The sequence below is a fragment of the Trinickia sp. genome, from assembly GCF_051953955.1.
GTDB lineage: Bacteria > Pseudomonadota > Gammaproteobacteria > Burkholderiales > Burkholderiaceae > Trinickia.
Map to the genome: position 1 here is coordinate 1 of NZ_JBQCIF010000070.1, position 15,288 is coordinate 15,288.

At 63.5% G+C, this 15,288-nt stretch carries 13 protein-coding genes; 9 read left to right on the plus strand and 4 right to left on the minus strand.

Annotated elements, in window-relative coordinates; all coding sequences use genetic code 11:
* Nucleotides 1-489 precede the first annotated feature (489 nt).
* Nucleotides 490-1,035, plus strand: a complete 546-nt coding sequence (locus ACTHNZ_RS13185) for a nucleotidyltransferase domain-containing protein (protein ID WP_440542945.1) — start codon at nt 490-492, stop codon at nt 1,033-1,035.
* Nucleotides 1,010-1,447 (plus strand): DNA-binding protein, encoded by a 438-nt coding sequence (locus ACTHNZ_RS13190; RefSeq protein ID WP_440542946.1) that lies wholly within the window; start codon nt 1,010-1,012, stop codon nt 1,445-1,447. Before ACTHNZ_RS13185 ends, ACTHNZ_RS13190 begins: the two co-directional genes overlap by 26 nt.
* A 130-nt stretch (nt 1,448-1,577) precedes the next feature.
* Here ACTHNZ_RS13190 and ACTHNZ_RS13195 read toward each other — a convergent pair whose 3' ends face one another.
* A complete protein-coding gene (locus ACTHNZ_RS13195) occupies nt 1,578-2,840 on the minus strand; it encodes a multidrug effflux MFS transporter (protein WP_440542947.1) in 1,263 nt (420 codons plus the stop codon).
* Nucleotides 2,841-3,230: 390 nt separating this feature from the next.
* On the opposite strand from ACTHNZ_RS13195, the gene wecB reads away from it, so the two are divergent.
* On the plus strand, nt 3,231-4,439 hold the full coding sequence (gene wecB / locus ACTHNZ_RS13200; protein ID WP_440542948.1) for a non-hydrolyzing UDP-N-acetylglucosamine 2-epimerase: 1,209 nt from the start codon (nt 3,231-3,233) through the stop codon (nt 4,437-4,439).
* A gap of 185 nt (nt 4,440-4,624) precedes the next feature.
* Here the strand turns inward: wecB and ACTHNZ_RS13205 are convergent, their stop codons facing one another.
* Nucleotides 4,625-5,293: a TetR/AcrR family transcriptional regulator gene (locus ACTHNZ_RS13205; protein WP_440542949.1), complete on the minus strand. Its 669-nt coding sequence runs from the start codon at nt 5,291-5,293 to the stop codon at nt 4,625-4,627.
* A gap of 155 nt (nt 5,294-5,448) precedes the next feature.
* Between ACTHNZ_RS13205 and ACTHNZ_RS13210 the strand changes: the two genes are divergently transcribed.
* The 3 genes from ACTHNZ_RS13210 to motB all read left to right on the plus strand — a co-directional run bounded on the left by ACTHNZ_RS13210 (nt 5,449) and on the right by motB (nt 8,406).
* Nucleotides 5,449-6,090: a hydrolase gene (locus ACTHNZ_RS13210; protein WP_440542950.1), complete on the plus strand. Its 642-nt coding sequence runs from the start codon at nt 5,449-5,451 to the stop codon at nt 6,088-6,090.
* A gap of 428 nt (nt 6,091-6,518) precedes the next feature.
* Nucleotides 6,519-7,397 carry a flagellar motor stator protein MotA gene (motA, locus tag ACTHNZ_RS13215; protein ID WP_440542951.1) on the plus strand — a complete coding sequence of 293 codons (879 nt, stop codon included), beginning with the start codon at nt 6,519-6,521 and terminating at the stop codon, nt 7,395-7,397.
* 19 nt (nt 7,398-7,416) lie between these two features.
* The gene (gene motB / locus ACTHNZ_RS13220) at nt 7,417-8,406 is read left to right on the plus strand and encodes a flagellar motor protein MotB (RefSeq protein WP_440542952.1); all 990 of its coding nucleotides are present in this window, start codon (nt 7,417-7,419) and stop codon (nt 8,404-8,406) included.
* 122 nt (nt 8,407-8,528) lie between these two features.
* On the opposite strand, the gene pseH is transcribed toward motB, so the two are convergent.
* Both pseH and pseG read right to left on the minus strand, forming a co-directional pair.
* On the minus strand, nt 8,529-10,874 hold the full coding sequence (gene pseH / locus ACTHNZ_RS13225) for a UDP-4-amino-4,6-dideoxy-N-acetyl-beta-L-altrosamine N-acetyltransferase (RefSeq protein ID WP_440542953.1): 2,346 nt from the start codon (nt 10,872-10,874) through the stop codon (nt 8,529-8,531).
* Nucleotides 10,871-12,088 carry a UDP-2,4-diacetamido-2,4,6-trideoxy-beta-L-altropyranose hydrolase gene (gene pseG, locus ACTHNZ_RS13230; RefSeq protein WP_440542954.1) on the minus strand — a complete coding sequence of 406 codons (1,218 nt, stop codon included), beginning with the start codon at nt 12,086-12,088 and terminating at the stop codon, nt 10,871-10,873. The genes pseH and pseG overlap by 4 nt, the downstream gene beginning before the upstream one ends.
* A 276-nt stretch (nt 12,089-12,364) precedes the next feature.
* Between pseG and pseB the strand changes: the two genes are divergently transcribed.
* Genes pseB through pseF form a run of 3 tightly spaced genes read left to right on the plus strand, consistent with a single transcriptional unit; the run spans nt 12,365 to nt 15,233 of the window.
* A complete protein-coding gene (gene pseB, locus ACTHNZ_RS13235) occupies nt 12,365-13,360 on the plus strand; it encodes a UDP-N-acetylglucosamine 4,6-dehydratase (inverting) (protein WP_440542955.1) in 996 nt (331 codons plus the stop codon).
* Nucleotides 13,357-14,526: a UDP-4-amino-4,6-dideoxy-N-acetyl-beta-L-altrosamine transaminase gene (pseC, locus tag ACTHNZ_RS13240; protein ID WP_440542956.1), complete on the plus strand. Its 1,170-nt coding sequence runs from the start codon at nt 13,357-13,359 to the stop codon at nt 14,524-14,526. Before pseB ends, pseC begins: the two co-directional genes overlap by 4 nt.
* On the plus strand, nt 14,523-15,233 hold the full coding sequence (gene pseF / locus ACTHNZ_RS13245) for a pseudaminic acid cytidylyltransferase (protein WP_440542957.1): 711 nt from the start codon (nt 14,523-14,525) through the stop codon (nt 15,231-15,233). Before pseC ends, pseF begins: the two co-directional genes overlap by 4 nt.
* Nucleotides 15,234-15,288 lie beyond the last annotated feature (55 nt).

A 15,288-nucleotide genomic window follows, 5' to 3' on the forward strand; every position in this document is an offset into this window, starting at 1 on the left:
GTCTGTCGCGATGCGGCGTCATCGACGTTATGGTGACCCCCGCCGACGAGTCGGGCAGCCGGAAACTTTCGCAAGTCGCTGCGCTTCTACGGGTTGCGTCAAATTCCGATGCCCTTGGAAGTTGCTTCGTGCGCACGTTGAGCTCTTGCTCATCTCTGAGCGTCCCGCTCCGCGATTCGGCGTGAATTCCTCCGGTTTCGCCGTGCAGCATGTGTCGCCAAAAATAACTGCGTTTCGGCACTACGACACCGATGTCCTTCGAGCAGCACGCTGTTCGCTTCGTGCGAGTGGGTGCACGCGCGAGGCTCTCTTAGCGAACGCGCGCCGGTAGCCCGTCGAGCCCAGCGACGACAACCGTTTCCAACGGAAGCCTGTGTTTGTTGGCACATACGCGCCGGTTGCTGATCGTAGCGTAATCGACTACATTTGTAGTTGATCATGCTACGCGCCCTATCCACACTCCTTTTTAACGAATATCGCCGGCGGACCTTGGGTCTGCTGCTGCTCCATCCAGAATTGCGCTATCACGTCCGCGAGTTGGCGCGACAGACGGGAACGTCGGCAGGCACACTGCACAAAGAACTGTCTCGCCTTGCGCAGGCGGGCGTTCTACAGCGGACCGAGGAGGGCAAGCAGGTCTACTACGGCGCCAACCGTGACTGCCCGATATTCGAGGAACTGGCCAGCATTTTGCGCAAGACATCCGGCCCGGCCGATCTTCTGGCGCAAGCTCTCGCACCTGTTGCCGATCGGGTGCGGGCGGCACTAATCTTCGGGTCGGTCGCGAGGGGCGCCGAACAAGCCGGCAGCGATGTCGACGTCCTGCTGATCGGTGATGTAGGTTTCGCCGAAATAATTCGTCTTTTTTATCCCCTGCAAGCCCCCTTAGGCCGCGAGATCAATCCTAAGGTATATCGCTCGGCTGAGTGGCAGAGCAAGGTGAAAGTTGGTGATACTTTCGCTCGTGACATTCTTACCAAGCCGAAGATATTCCTGATTGGGCACGAGCATGACCTTGCAGAACCTGTTGGGTAAAACGCTGGATGCGGTTGTCCCGAACCGCGAAACCGTCCGGCGTTTGCTGGTCGCCGCGGAGCGCAATCTCACCGACGCAGCGCTGCCCGCTTTGAGCACAGAAAATCGGTTTGACGCTGCCTATAAAGCCATCATGCAGTGTGCGATGATCGCTTTACATGCGAACGGATACCGAACACTAACTAGTCGACCCGGTCATCACCAGACAGTGATCCAATCTTTGCTGCAGACGATTGGACTGGCAACTGACGAAATGATCGTTCTCGATGCGCTGCGAAAGCAGCGCAACCTGGCGGATTACGATGGTGACCCAGTGCCTGATTCCACTGCGCTGGATTGCATTAACTGCGCACGGTCGCTATTTGCCGAACTCAAGAATTGGTTAGCCGGAAATCGACCGGACCTGCTTTAAGTTCGAGTGAGTGACGCTGGGGTGGCCGGAACAATTTTCGACTCGCTCCGAGCTACGGTCTGCCGCTTTCGAGCTACGGTCTGCCGCTTTGACAGAACAACCCTTGAACGGTGCCTGAACACCGCCACCGCTAAACCGCCTGTCTCGGCCGCGCCTGCGCGTGTTCGCTTTCCATCAGCGCCAAATGCCGGAGCAGCTTCGTCACCATGACGACCACCGTGCACGCCAGAATCACGAAGAAAATCGAAAGCGGCAGCAGGACGTGCACGGAGACGAAACCGGCCAGTCCCATCATGGCCGACGAAACGAGTAGCAGCGCGCAACCGAGAATCGCACTGGTCAGCCCCGCGATATGCGGGAACAGTGAATTGCCTTTGGCCATCAGCGTCGGATACATCCCTCCGGCGCAAAGCCCCATCACGAGCACCGGCACGGCCAGCGTCCAGACGCGCAGGCCCACCGTCAATGCCAGCACGAGCATCGCCACGGACGCCGCAACCATCACGCGCGCCCCGATACGCAGCCGCGCTTCTGCGTTGGGCAGCCGCGGGCCGTGGATGCGATTCGACAGGCCGCCGAGGAAATACATCATCCCGATGCCCAGCGCGAGGTACCCGAAGTAGGTCGGCGGCTTATGCAGCGTGCTCTGCACCATGAACGGCCCGACGATGTTGAACACGAGCAAGATGCTGTAGCAAATCCCTTGTGCAAGAAAGCAGCTTTGGAACACGGGGCTCGATAGCACCATCCCGGTGTTTTTTACGAGTGTGCGGAGTTCGAGGCGCACAGGTGAGGGCAGCGTTTCACGATAGCGCCAGAGCGTGCCCCACATCAGCAGGGAGTAGACGAGCAGAAACACGAGGCACGCGTGCCAGTTGAACCAGGTCTGCAGATGCGCGCCGATGACCGGAGCGATGATCGGTGCAAGCCCCCATGCGATCGCCATATAGGTGAACGCGTGCATCAAGGCCTGCCCGGAGAAAGAATCGGTGATGATCGCCTTGGCCAGCAAATTCGTCGCCGCGATACCGAAGCCCTGCAGGCAGCGCGCGAGAACGAACGTTTCGAGGTTCGGCGCCGCGAGCGAGAGCAAACAGCCGATCGTGTAGACGACGAGGCCGAAGGCGAGCACGCGCTTGCGTCCGTAGGCGTCGGCCACTGGCCCGAAAATCAGTTGGCCCAATGCGTAGGCCGCAAGGTAACCGGTTACGCTCGACTGGATCGCCTGCGGCGACGTGCCAAAGTAACGCGCCATCGCGGGGAGCGCAGGCACATAGATGTCGATGGCCAACTGGCCCGCCGAGGAAAACAGGCAAATCAGGAACAACAGAAAGCGCGGCGAATTCGTCGCTCGCCCGGGCGTGGCGAGGCGTTCGGAAGTATTTGAGGTCATCACGGCGTGGCGAGAGGCTGATTGCCGGCGGCGCGCTTGCTAGGCCCGCAGCATGGGATCGGTTTCGCTATTGTAGTGAGTCCCCCAAAGGCTTGCTTGCGGGCGCGCATCGTCCGAGGTCCGCCTATTGATGGAGGGCCGTAAACCGATCCCCGCGGGCTTTGACATTTGTTTGCGAAAAACTTAACGATTGTTTGTACCCGCCCCTGCGCGATTTCAGAGAATCTGTTCCCTGCACGATGGCGCCGCTCCGATAGGCGTGCCGAGCATGGTCGGCGTGTCTGTCGCCAGGCGAGACGGTCGGCCCGCCACCGGCGAGTGCGGCGCCAAACAGCCGCGAAACAGCCGCCAAACAGCCGAATCAAAGCGAATCACCCCGGGGAATCACAGATGGCACTGAAGGTCTTGTCCGTTTTCGGCACACGCTCCGAGGCGATCAAGATGGCGCCCGTCGTCAAGGCGCTCGAAGGCGCACCGGGCATCGAATCCATCGTCTGCGTAAGCGGCCAGCATCGGTCGATGCTCGAGCAGGTGCTGGAACTATTCGACATCCGGCCGCGTTACGATCTCGCGCTGATGATGGCCAATCAAACGCTGAACGGCCTCGCTTCGCGTTTGATCTTCTCGTTGGACGACGTCCTCTCGCAAGAGCGCCCCGACTACGTGCTCGTGCACGGCGATACGACGACGGCCTGTGCCGCCGCCTTGGCCGCTTCCCATCGCCGCGTGCGCGTCGCTCACGTCGAAGCCGGCTTGCGCACGGGCGATTCGTCGAGCCCCTGGCCCGAGGAAATGAATCGCCGCGTCATCGATACGATCAGCGACCTTATGTTCGCGCCGACGCAAAGCGCCAAGGCCAATCTGATGGCGGAGTCGCAACCGGGGCGAATCGTCGTCACGGGCAATACGATCATCGATGCGCTATATACGACGACGGCGCGCATCGATGCCGATCCGTCGCTGCGCGTCAAGCTCGATGCCCAACTGCCGGCGCTCGATGATCGGAAACCGATCGTGCTCGTAACGGGACACCGTCGCGAAAGCTTCGGCGAAGGCCTTGCGTCGATCTGCACCGCGCTCGATCAACTGGCACGGAGCGGCGATGTGCAAATCGTTTATCCGGTTCATTTGAATCCGAACGTCCGGACGCCGGTGCGCGCTCGCATCGGCAATACGCCGGGCGTCCACTTGATCGAGCCGCTCGACTATGCCGCCTTCGTGCGCCTCATGCAGCGCGCGTCGATCGTGTTGACCGATTCGCGCGGTGTTCAGGAAGAAGCCCCGGCGCTCGGCAAGCCCGTGCTCGTCATGCGCGACGTCACCGAACGTCCGGAAGCGGTCGCGGCCGGCGCCGTCCGGCTCGTCGGCACGCGCACCGACGCGATCGTCGCCGCTGTGCGCGCGCTGCAGGGCGAGCGCGGCCGAGGCGCCGCTCTGCGCGAGCCGTCCAGCCCCTACGGGGACGGGCTCGCGGCGGAGCGCATCGTCGCGGCGATCTTGGGACAACCGCTCAACGAGTTTGGCGGCGCGCGGCACCGGCGCGCGATCGAAATGCCGAGTCGCGTGGCGGATCCGTGTTGCGCGTACTTTGGTGCTTGAGGTGACCCGCGGCCCCACCGCACCAGTGATCACCGGCCCACGAGGTTCGACGTGAAATTGGGGGAATGTGGACAAGCAGCGGAGGCCGCGCGTCACGCGGGTGTTGCCGACAGCTGCAAATGCAGTCCGAGTGTGCGATCGAGCTTCCACTCGTGCGGCTCATTTGACTTCAAGCTGCTTCTGGATCAGACGCCGGAGATTGTCTCCGAGTTCGGCGCCAGGCCGCCGAGCGCCGTCTCCAGATAGCTCGCCATGACGCGCTCCAGTTCAGCGATGACCGCCGCGCGGTGCGTGAACGACGTTTCGCCATGGATCGCGATCGCCGCCTTCATCAGCTGTTGAACCACGGCGGCGCACACGAGCGCGTGCGCCGCCTTCATCCTCGGCGCTTTCGCGGACAATACGGCGGCAATTTCCCGCCGTAAGCGTTGCCGCACGCCGGCCGCGGCCGGCAGTGAGCGGCCCGGCGTCTCGACGAGGGGAGCAAACGCCGGATGCGCAGCGCGAAACGCGATCAAGGCAGGCGCGAGGCGGTGCGCGAGCGCAGCGGCGTCGAGCGCCGGGGCGAGTTCGCGCAAACGTTCGAACTCCCCGATCAACGTTGCCAAATACGTCTCGAGCAAGGCATTGGCCAGGACGTCCTTCGTCGGAAAGAACTGATAGAGCGAGCCGATCGACGCGCCCGCTCGCGCCGCGATCGACGTCATCGTCGCCGCATCGAAGCCCTTTTCGGCGAACTCCAACCCCGCTGCCTCGAGCAGCGCGGCCACGCGCGCTCGCCCTTTCTCGCGCCGCGGGGCCTTTGCGTCCGCCCGTGCGTCGTCATCCGCGCGGCTTGCGTTTTGTGAGGACATCCTCATATACTCCAATTTGTGAGGGTGCCCTCGCATAAGGGCGCCTTCGCCATTAGACCCGTTTTACCCGTCACGCTCAATTGCCGGTGCCGTTCCGCTTACGAGTCGATGCCGTTCTATCGGATCGACGAGAGGGATGAGTTCGATGAACATCGATGACCGTGATCGATGCCGCCGGCTTGATCAACCTCGCAGCAACTGGATACCAAGGACTGCTCATGGACACGCTCGATCCGCGCACCACCGCACTGGTTCTCATCGATTTGCAAGAAGGCATTCTGCCGTATGCGAAGGGCCCGCGCACGAGCGATGCCGTGCTCGAGGCGAGCGCTCGGCTCACGAAGCGCTTCCGTGACGCGGGCGCGCCCGTCGTGCTCGTGCGGGTCGGGCCGAGCCCCGATTTCGGCGACGTTTTGCGGCAAAGTGTCGATCAGCCCGCGCCGACACCGGCGAGCGGTTTGCCCGCAAATTGGTGGACGTTTCCCGCACAACTCGAGGCAAGCGAGCGCGACATCCTGATCACGAAGCGGCAGTGGAATGCGTTTTACGGCACGGAGCTCGACTTGCAATTGCGGCGTCGGGGCATTCGAACGATCGTCCTCGGCGGCATCTCGACGAACATCGGCGTCGAATCGACGGCGCGCGCCGCGTTCGAAGCCAACTACGCGATCGTGTTCGCGGAAGACGCCATGAGCTGCGCCTCCACCGAACAGCACGAAGCATCAGTGCGTTATATCTTTCCGCGGCTCGGGTGCGTGCGCACGACGGCGGACGTGCTATCCGCGATCAAAGCATGACGTTCGCCGCGCCCATCGCGCGGCTTCCTTCCGCTCCCTCGCATTCCGCCTTATCGGGATCGTGCGGCGTAACCCGCCCGTGCGCGGGCGGAATTCCTCCCGATACCAGGGACGCCCATGACTCGCCTTGATCCAAATCAAACGTAACGAGCGAACGACACCGAAATCGATTCGCGGGCGACAAACGATACGCGTCCCCATTTAAATCGCCCGCCCGCCCTTTAGCTATCGCGTCCTCGCGCCGTTAGCCAGACATGAACGAATGCGGGCCCCCAACGCCGTGTTCCGCAAGCGATAACCACACATCGGCTCTTCGAGCCGCTTGTCGTTTTGACAATTGATAGCACTGCGAACGGACCGTTCGTTATAGCGTTACGCCCAGCGACGCATCGTCGCATTCGTATCGCGTAGAGAGTTTTGGAGAGATTATGTTCGTGGCAATCGGATGGATCCTGGTGCTCGGCGCCGTGATCGGCAGTTTCGTCGGCGAGGGTGGGCATCTGTTCGCGTTGCTTCAACCGTTCGAGCTCATGTGTATCTTCGGCGCGGCCTTCGGGGCGTTCGTCGTGGCCAACCCCGTCACGACGCTGAAGAAGACGATCAAGAGCCTGCCCGCATGCTTCAAGGGGCCGCGCTACGACAAGGCGAAGTACCTCCAGTTGATCGCGCTGCTCTATGAGCTGATGCAAAAGGCCCGCAAGGAAGGGATGATGGCGCTCGAAGCCGACGTCGATGCGCCCGATCAGAGCCCGCTGTTCCAAAAGTATCCGGTGATCGCCGCCGATCATCACCTGCTCGATTTCATCACTGACTATCTGCGCATGATGTCGACGGGCAACATCAACGTCCTCGAAATGCAGGACCTGATGGACGAAGAGCTGAACACGCATCACGCAGAGGAATCCGTCGTCGCCAACGCCTTGCAAAAAATGGCCGATGGCCTGCCGGCCTTCGGCATCGTCGCGGCCGTCATGGGCGTCGTGCATACGATGGCTTCCGTCGGTGAGCCCCCCGCGATTCTCGGCAAGATGATTGCGGCGGCCCTCGTCGGCACCTTCCTCGGTATCTTGCTGTCTTACGGGTTCGTCGGGCCGGTGGCCGATCTGCTGCATGCCAAGGGCCGCGCGGCCGCCAAGCCGTTCCAGTGCGTGAAGGCCGTGCTGCTCGCGTCGTTGAGCGGCTATGCGCCGTCGGTCGCCGTCGAATTCGGCCGCAAGGTGTTGTTCACGACCGATCGCCCCACGTTCCAAGAACTCGACGATACCGTGCGCGCGACGAAGGTCTCGAAGCCGGCCGCTTCGTCCTGATCGAAGCCGAGGCCGAGCAATGGGTGACAGAATCTCCCGGGAGGCCGCCGAGAAGCGGCCGATGAGCATCGTCGTGCGCCGCAAGAAGGGCGGCGATCACGAGGGGCATCACGGCGGCGCTTGGAAGATCGCCTACGCCGACTTCGTGACGGCGATGATGGCGTTCTTCCTGCTCATGTGGCTGCTCGGATCCACGTCGAAATACGACAAGGAAGGGATCGAGAAGTACTTCAATACGCCGCTGTCTGCGTTGTTTTCAGGCTCGGAGTCGAGCCCCGCGACACCGTCGAGCGTCGTGCAGGGCGGCGGGCGCAATATCGCCGATACGCGTCCCGGCGTCGGCGCCATGACGCAGCCGAACCCGCCTACGCAGACCATCACGCCGCAATTGGCATCCGACGAGCTGCAGCGGCTGCAGCAGCTGAAAGAAAAGCTCACCACGCTCATCGAGCACGTGCCCGCGCTCAATGCGTACAAAGATCAAATTCGGATTTCGATCACGAGCGAGGGCTTGCGCATCGAAATCGTCGACTCGCAGAAGCGGCCGATGTTTTCGTCGGGGAGCGCGCGGCTGCAGCCGTACGCGAACATCATCCTCACGCAGATCGGTGCCGCGCTGAACGACGTGCAGAATCACGTTTCGATCGCGGGGCATACCGATGACGTGCCCTACCAAGGCGGCGAGGACGGCTACACGAATTGGGAGCTCTCATCGGACCGCGCCAATGCGGCCCGCCGTGCGCTCGTCGCCGGCGGCATGCGGCTCGACAAGCTGCTGCAGGTGCGCGGTCTCGCCGACGTGCTGCCGCTGCAAGGCAACGATCCCAATGCGCCGACGAACCGCCGCATCAGCATCCTCGTCATGAATCATGCGGCCGAGATGGCATTCTTTCGCGATGGGGGACGCACGACGACGATCAACGACACGCTGCCCGCCGCGCCCTCTCTTCAGAATGCGGTGAAGCCGGTTGCGATGCGGCCGATGGGCGGCGCGGCGAGTGCGTCGTAAGCATCGCGAACGCTAGAGGCGAGGCGCGCTCGCCGCGCCGCGCGCGCTTGCCCGCACGTCGGCGGTGAGCGCGCGCGCTAGATGAGACGCGGTGGGTCAATGCCGCCTTGCCGCCGCCTCACTCATTCCGCCGCTCCCGGCATTTGCGCCGAAAATCGCGCCAAGCAGGCCTGCAATACCGCTTCGACAGGTGCGGACCAGTTGCCTGCCCACGGCTGGCGGAAGACCTGCATCGTTCCCGGATACCAAGGCGAATCGCTGCGTCCATGCAGCCAGCGCCAGTCGGGATCGTGATGCGGCAGCAGCACCCAGCAGGGTTTGCCGATGGAGCCTGCCAAATGGGCCGTCGACGTATCGACGCAGACGACGAGGTCGAGCTGCGCGATCAAGGCGGCCGTATCGGCGAAGTCGGCCAATTCATGGCCCAGCGCGAGCAACGGCTGATACGCGTGGGGCTGTTGCGCTTCGTCTTCGTCTCTACCCTTCTGCAGACTGACGAACGTTGCGCCCGGGATGCTCCAAAGCGGCAGCAGCAGTGCCAGCGAGTTCAGCGAGCGATGCGCATCGTTGTGATGGCGCGGATTGCCTTTCCAAACCAAGCCGATCCGCGGACCCGGCGGGAGGGCCGCAAGCCGTTCATGCCAATGCGCGGCGCGCGCATTATCGACCTGCAAGTAATGCGCTTCCGGAATCGTGTCGAGCGTCGTGCGAAGGTGCACGGGGGCGCTGAGCAGGCTCGTCCAGCAGTCGTAATCGCCGTATCGCGCGGTCGCGGCTTCGTGCGTGAGCAGCCCGTCTAGGCCTTCGGTGCCCTCGAATAGGCTATGCAGCGACGGTGCGCAAACCATGTCGATGCGCGCGGCGCCTGCGGATTTGAGCAGCGGCAGATAGCGGCCGAACTGGATGACATCGCCGAGACCGTCCTCTTGCCAAACGAGCAGCGATCGGCCCTCCAGCGATTCGCCCTGCCATTGCGGCAGCGGGATCGTCGCTTTCGTTCTGCAATGGATGAAACGCGGTAACACATAACGCGATTCGAACAGGCGCCATCCTTCCTCGTACCGGCCAAGGCTCAGCAGCAACGTTCCGAGCCCAAACTGCGCGTCGTAATAGTCGGGTTTGAGCTCGAGCGCGCGGCGGTAATACGGCTCCGCATCGTGCGGGCGATCGAGCGCGCGCAGCGCCGTGGCGAGGTTGTAATGGCTCGGCGCCGCGTTGGGGTTGAGCAAGAGCGCCTGCTGGTACGCCTGCGCCGCTTCCTGGGCACGGCCGGACTGTTGCAGGGCATTGCCGAGGTTATTGTAGGCGGCGACGGCGCCGGGCCGCAGTTTCAAGGTTTCTCGATAGGCCGCTTCGGCTTCGGCGAACCGCGCGGTTTTCTCCAGTACGATGCCCAAGTTGAAGTGCGCGTCGGCATAGTCGGCGCGCTGCGCGATCGCTGCGCGCAGCTTGGCCTCGGCTTCAGGAAGGCGGCCGAGCTCGAGCAGCACACCAGCAAGATCGACTTGCGCCTCGACGTAGTCCGGCCGAATCGTCACAGCAAGATGCGATGCCAGCGCGGCCTCGGGCAGGCGCTGCTGAGCATGCAATGCGCGACCGAGATTGCCGAGCGCGTCGGCATCTTGTGCATGCAGCGTCAACGCTTGTTTGTAGGCGTGCTCGGCGTCGGCGAAACGGCACTGCTGCATCAGCAAGTTGCCCAAGCGCTTATGCACTTCGGGGTGCGCCGGGCGCAAGGCGAGCGAGGCGCGGTAAGCCGCTTCGGCCTCGGGCAGTTGGCCCTGCTCGTGCAGGAGCAGCCCCAGCGCGAACTGAGCGGCAGGATCGTCGCCGTGCGTTGCGAGCAGTGCGCGCAAGATATCGGCGGCCTCCTGAAAACGGCTGGCCGCAATCAATTGCCGGGCGAGCGCGAGGGCGACCTGCGGCGCCGTGTCGGCGGGACACGCGCCTAGCCAGGCCGCGCGTGTCATGCTGAAAACGTGGACGTCATGGGCTGTCGTGCCGTCGTGATGGTGTCCTGTCAGCACGCGCTCGTGCTCGAAGCCGAGCTTGCGGTGAAAACGCAGCGATGCTTCGTTCGATGCCAGCACTTCGCCGATGAGTCTTGCCAGCGCGAGTTGGCCGAACGCTTGCGCCAGTGCAAGCCGGCCGAGCCGGGCTCCACTGCCTTTGGGTGCACCCGGGCGCACGTAAAATCCCCAGTGGGCCTCGTGAGTCGCGGCATCGATACGCGTCAGATTGACGACGCCCATCGGTTCGCCATCGGCTTCGAAGATCCATGTGCAGCGCGACGCGTCGTGCTGGAGGCGTTCGAACCAAGCAAGATGTTCGGCTTGCGAGATCTCGCGGCTCGTGTACATGAAAGCTCGCACTTGCGGCGCGTTGCGCCATTCGAGCACCTGAGCCAGGTCGGCTTCGCTGATCGGGCGCAAACGGTCGCCATCGCCTTCCGACAGTCGCTCGCTCATAGCGGCTCCCGCGACCCGAGCAGGCGTTGAACGACGCGCTCCACGCCGCGGCCATCTACCGCCTCCATGATGCGTCGGCGGCGAGCGCCCGCGGCCGGTGAGGCCGGGTCTAATACGCGCAGTGCCCGCCGATAGGTGCGGGGTGTGGTGTCATCGGCGTCGCCAAGGCAATCCACCCAGCCTTGCGCGCCGAGATATCGAGCGATGGCTCGCTGATTGTCGGCGACGGAGACGATCGACGCGTCGAGCCCCAGGCAAAAGCGCTCCCAGTTGCTGGTTCCCGAGGCGCCGAATGCGTGATCCGCAGCCGCCATCAGCTCGGCCATGGCGGCGACATACCCATGCACGCTCACGCCGGGCAGCACGCGTTGCTCGTGGACCGCCCGGCGGGGGTGATTCGGGCCGATGACCACGTCGGCCGCGAAGCGTTGGGCGTCATCATCTGTCCACGCGTCTAGAAATTTCCCGGTTTCGTCGGTCGCATCGACGCCGCCGAAAAACACCAGCAGGCGCGCTCGATCACCGCGGGCGGCCGCCCCGAGACGCCGCCGTTGCGCCGTCTCGCGCAGCGCGGCGAACTCCGGGCGCAACAGCGCATAGGAGCTGCCGAGCAGACGCTCGCAGCGATGAGGCGTGCGAGCGGCGTAACGTTGCTGTGCGTCTGCGACGAGATTCTGGTCCAGCAGGAGATCGGCGTCGTGGTCCCGGTCGGCCAGATCGTCGATCACGAACAGCCGGCTTGCACATTCGCGTAAGGGCGTTTGCCAACGCGCATCGAGCGCATAGTGATCGACCACGAGCCAATCGACGCCCCCAAACGACTTCAGCGCGCGTGCGGTGTCGTTCGAATCGGTTGCCCAGTCGCAGCCGAGCCAGGCGGCGTGGGGTGGCTCGCCGCCGGCTGCAGCGGGGCCGCTCGCAGGCTGGGTCGCCGGCCCGAGCGAATGGACGCGATAGCCCCGCGCCTCGATCAACGCATCGAGGTTGCCTGGATGCGCGCGGGTCACGAAACGAACGTCCGCCCCTTGGGCGCGCAGCCCATCCGCGAGCGTCAAGCAACGCATGATGTGGCCGCTGCCGCACGCGATCGAAGCGTCCGCGCGAATGGCGATCCGGCCGCGGCCATGAATCGATGTGGGGGCGTAAGTCAAGGTGGATCCGTTCGTACGAGTCGCCGGCGCGATGGCGGATGGCCGAAATTTAGCACTGCGCACGTGGCGTCAATCCGCAAAAAAGAACCCCGATCATGGGGTTAATCGCCCGATCTCGCCGCCGGGCGGGGCTGACGGGGGCATCCGGCCCCGCAGCAGGGGCGTCAGTCCGTTGATTAGAAGGTCAAAACGCCCTCAAATCGGGGCTAAGGAGCTTGCCCGTCGTCACTAATATACGAATCCATCGGAAAGCGCATCGGTCGCCAATTGGCGAAACGCGGGCGCCTATCCCGGCTGGCCGCATCCGCGGCGGGCGATGTGGGCTAGAAGGATCGGGCAATGTTCGACGACAAATCGATACTCATTACAGGCGGAACGGGATCGTTCGGCCAAAAGTTCATCAAAGCGCTGCTTGCCAAGTGGAAGCCGGCGCGCGTCGTCGTATTCTCGCGCGACGAACTGAAGCAGTTCGAGATGCAGCAGACGTTCAACGCGCCATGCATGCGGTACTTCATCGGCGACGTGCGCGACGCCGAGCGCATGAAGCAAGCGATGCGCGGAATCGACTACGTCGTGCACGCCGCCGCGCTCAAGCAAGTGCCGGCCGCCGAATACAACCCGACCGAATGCATTCGCACCAACGTCAACGGCGCTGAGAACGTCATCAACGCAGCGATCGAAAACGGCGTGGAGAAAGTCATCGCGCTCTCGACCGACAAGGCCGCGAGCCCGGTGAACCTGTATGGCGCGACCAAACTTTTGTCGGACAAGCTGTTCGTCGCGGCCAACAACCTCGTCGGCAAGCACAAGACCCGCTTCGCGGTCGTGCGCTACGGCAATGTGGTCGGGTCGCGCGGATCGGTCGTGCCGTATTTCCGCAAGCTGATGGCCGAGGGCGCCCAAAGCCTGCCGATCACGGATGAGCGCATGACGCGCTTTTGGCTCACGCTCGAGCAAGGCGTCGATTTCGTCATGAAGAGCTTCGAGCGCATGCAAGGCGGGGAGTTGTTCGTGCCGAAGATCCCGTCGGTGCGCATCGTCGATCTCGCGCGTGCGATGGCGCCCGAATTGCCGCAGCACATCATCGGCATTCGTCCCGGCGAAAAGCTCCATGAAATGATGATCACGCGCGACGACAGCATCAATACCATTGTCTTCGACGATCACTACGTCATTACGCCCTCGGTGCGCTTCGTCGTGCAAAGCGATTACGCCATGAATGGCCGAGGCGAAGTGGGCAAGCGCGCGGAAGAGGGCTTCAAGTACACGTCCGACAACAACGGGCACTTTTTGACGATCGACGAATTGCGCGCGCTCGATAAGCAAACGGTATGAGCGCGACGACGATTCCCTACGGGCGTCAATCGATCGACGAATCCGATCTGGCCGCGGTCGCCCGCGTGCTCGCGTCGGATTGGCTGACGCAAGGGCCCGCGATCCCGGCCTTCGAGGCCGTGCTGGCGCAGCGCGCCCAGGCCAAGCACGCGGTGGCGGTTTCCAATGCAACGGCCGCGCTGCACATCGCGTGCCTCGCGGCGGGCCTCGGCCCCGGCGACCGGCTCTGGACGACGCCGAACACGTTCGTGGCGTCGGCCAATTGCGCGCGTTACTGCGGTGCCGACGTCGACTTCGTCGACATCGATCCTCATACCTGGTGCCTCGATGCGATGGCGCTCGAGCGCAAGCTCGCCCACGCGGAACGTGCGGGGGCGCTGCCCAAGGTGGTCGTGCCCGTCGCGTTCGCGGGCCGCAGTGCCGATATGCGCGCGATCAAGCGGCTGGCGGAGCGCTACGGGTTCATCGTCATCGAAGACGCTTCGCATGCGGTCGGTGCGACTTATGAAGGCCGCCCTGTCGGCTGCGGCGATTTCGCTGACATGACCGTTTTCAGCTTCCATCCGGTCAAGATCGTGACGACCGGGGAGGGCGGTGCAGTCCTTACGAACGACGATGCGCTGCACGCGCGGCTGTCGAGCTTGCGCAGCCACGGCATCACGCGCGATCCCGGGAAGATGGAAGGCGAAAGCGACGGCCCGTGGTACTACGAGATGCTCGAGCTGGGCTTCAACTACCGCATGACCGATATGCAGGCTGCGCTCGGCGTGTCTCAGCTCGCGCGGCTCGACGCGTTTCTCGCGCGCCGCCGGGCGCTCGTTCGGCGGTATGCGACCTTGCTCGACGGCCTGCCGCTCGTGCTGCCGCAAAGCGACGCGCTCGACGATTCGGCCTGGCATTTGTACGTCGTACGTCTGCGGCTCGATGCGATGGCGGTCACACATCGCCAAGTGTTCGAGCGCCTGCGGCAAGCGGGCATCGGCGTGAACCTGCATTACATCCCCGTACACCTGCATCCGTACTATCGCCGCCTCGGCTTTACGCCAGGCCAGTTTCCCGAAGCGGAGCAGTATTACCGGGAGGCCATCAGTCTGCCGATGTACGCGGGGCTGACCGACGAAGCGCAGTCGGTCGTCGCGGACGAACTCAGGAAGGCAATCAGATGAGAACCGTGGCGATCATTCCCGCGCGTGGCGGCAGCAAGCGGATTGCGCGCAAGAATATCCGGCCGTTCCACGGCTTGCCGATCATGGCTTATTCGATCCGCACGGCGCTTGCCTCTGGCCTCTTCGATCGCGTGATCGTGACGACCGACGATGAAGAGATCGCTCGCATCGCGCGGCAGCATGGCGCCGAGACGCCCTTCATGCGGCCACAGGCGCTGTCGGACGATCATGCCGGCACGATGGAAGTCGTGCAGCATGCGCTGACTGAGCTCGACAAGCTGGACGAAGACGCTACGTTTGCTTGCTGTATTTATGCCACCGCGCCCTTTCTGCAGGCGCGCTATCTGCGCGAGGGCCTGCAACTGCTAGAGGCGCATACGCACAAGTCGTTCGCGTTTTCGGTGACGACGTTCGACTTCCCCGTGCAGCGCGCGTTGCGCGTGACGGCCGACGGTGCGCTCGATGCGATGTATCCCGAGTATCGCCTCGTGCGGTCGCAGGATCTCGATACGGCATGGCACGATGCGGGCCAGTTCTACTGGGGGCGCACGGAGGCCTGGCAGCGCGGCGACACGCTGTTCTCGCCGGCATCGCTGCCGGTCGCTCTGCCACGGCACTTCGTTCAAGACATCGACACGCCCGAAGACTGGCAGCGTGCCGAATGGATCTACGCGGCGCTGCAGGCGAAAGGCGAGCTCGCCGCGTGATGGCGCCGCTCGATCGCCATGACGCGCTACGCCCGATATTGGTAAGGAGACGCTC

Excerpts from the sequence above, each read along its gene's own strand:
- ACTHNZ_RS13190 (WP_440542946.1), top strand. The coding sequence starts at position 1,010 with ATGACCTTGCAGAACCTGTTGGGTAAAACGCTGGATGCGGTTGTCCCG.
- ACTHNZ_RS13195 (WP_440542947.1), bottom strand. The coding sequence starts at position 2,840 with ATGACCTCAAATACTTCCGAACGCCTCGCCACGCCCGGGCGAGCGACG.
- wecB (WP_440542948.1), top strand. The coding sequence starts at position 3,231 with ATGGCACTGAAGGTCTTGTCCGTTTTCGGCACACGCTCCGAGGCGATC.
- ACTHNZ_RS13205 (WP_440542949.1), bottom strand. The coding sequence starts at position 5,293 with ATGTCCTCACAAAACGCAAGCCGCGCGGATGACGACGCACGGGCGGAC.
- ACTHNZ_RS13210 (WP_440542950.1), top strand. The coding sequence starts at position 5,449 with ATGACCGTGATCGATGCCGCCGGCTTGATCAACCTCGCAGCAACTGGA.
- motA (WP_440542951.1), top strand. The coding sequence starts at position 6,519 with ATGTTCGTGGCAATCGGATGGATCCTGGTGCTCGGCGCCGTGATCGGC.
- motB (WP_440542952.1), top strand. The coding sequence starts at position 7,417 with ATGGGTGACAGAATCTCCCGGGAGGCCGCCGAGAAGCGGCCGATGAGC.
- pseH (WP_440542953.1), bottom strand. The coding sequence starts at position 10,874 with ATGAGCGAGCGACTGTCGGAAGGCGATGGCGACCGTTTGCGCCCGATC.
- pseB (WP_440542955.1), top strand. The coding sequence starts at position 12,365 with ATGTTCGACGACAAATCGATACTCATTACAGGCGGAACGGGATCGTTC.
- pseC (WP_440542956.1), top strand. The coding sequence starts at position 13,357 with ATGAGCGCGACGACGATTCCCTACGGGCGTCAATCGATCGACGAATCC.
- pseF (WP_440542957.1), top strand. The coding sequence starts at position 14,523 with ATGAGAACCGTGGCGATCATTCCCGCGCGTGGCGGCAGCAAGCGGATT.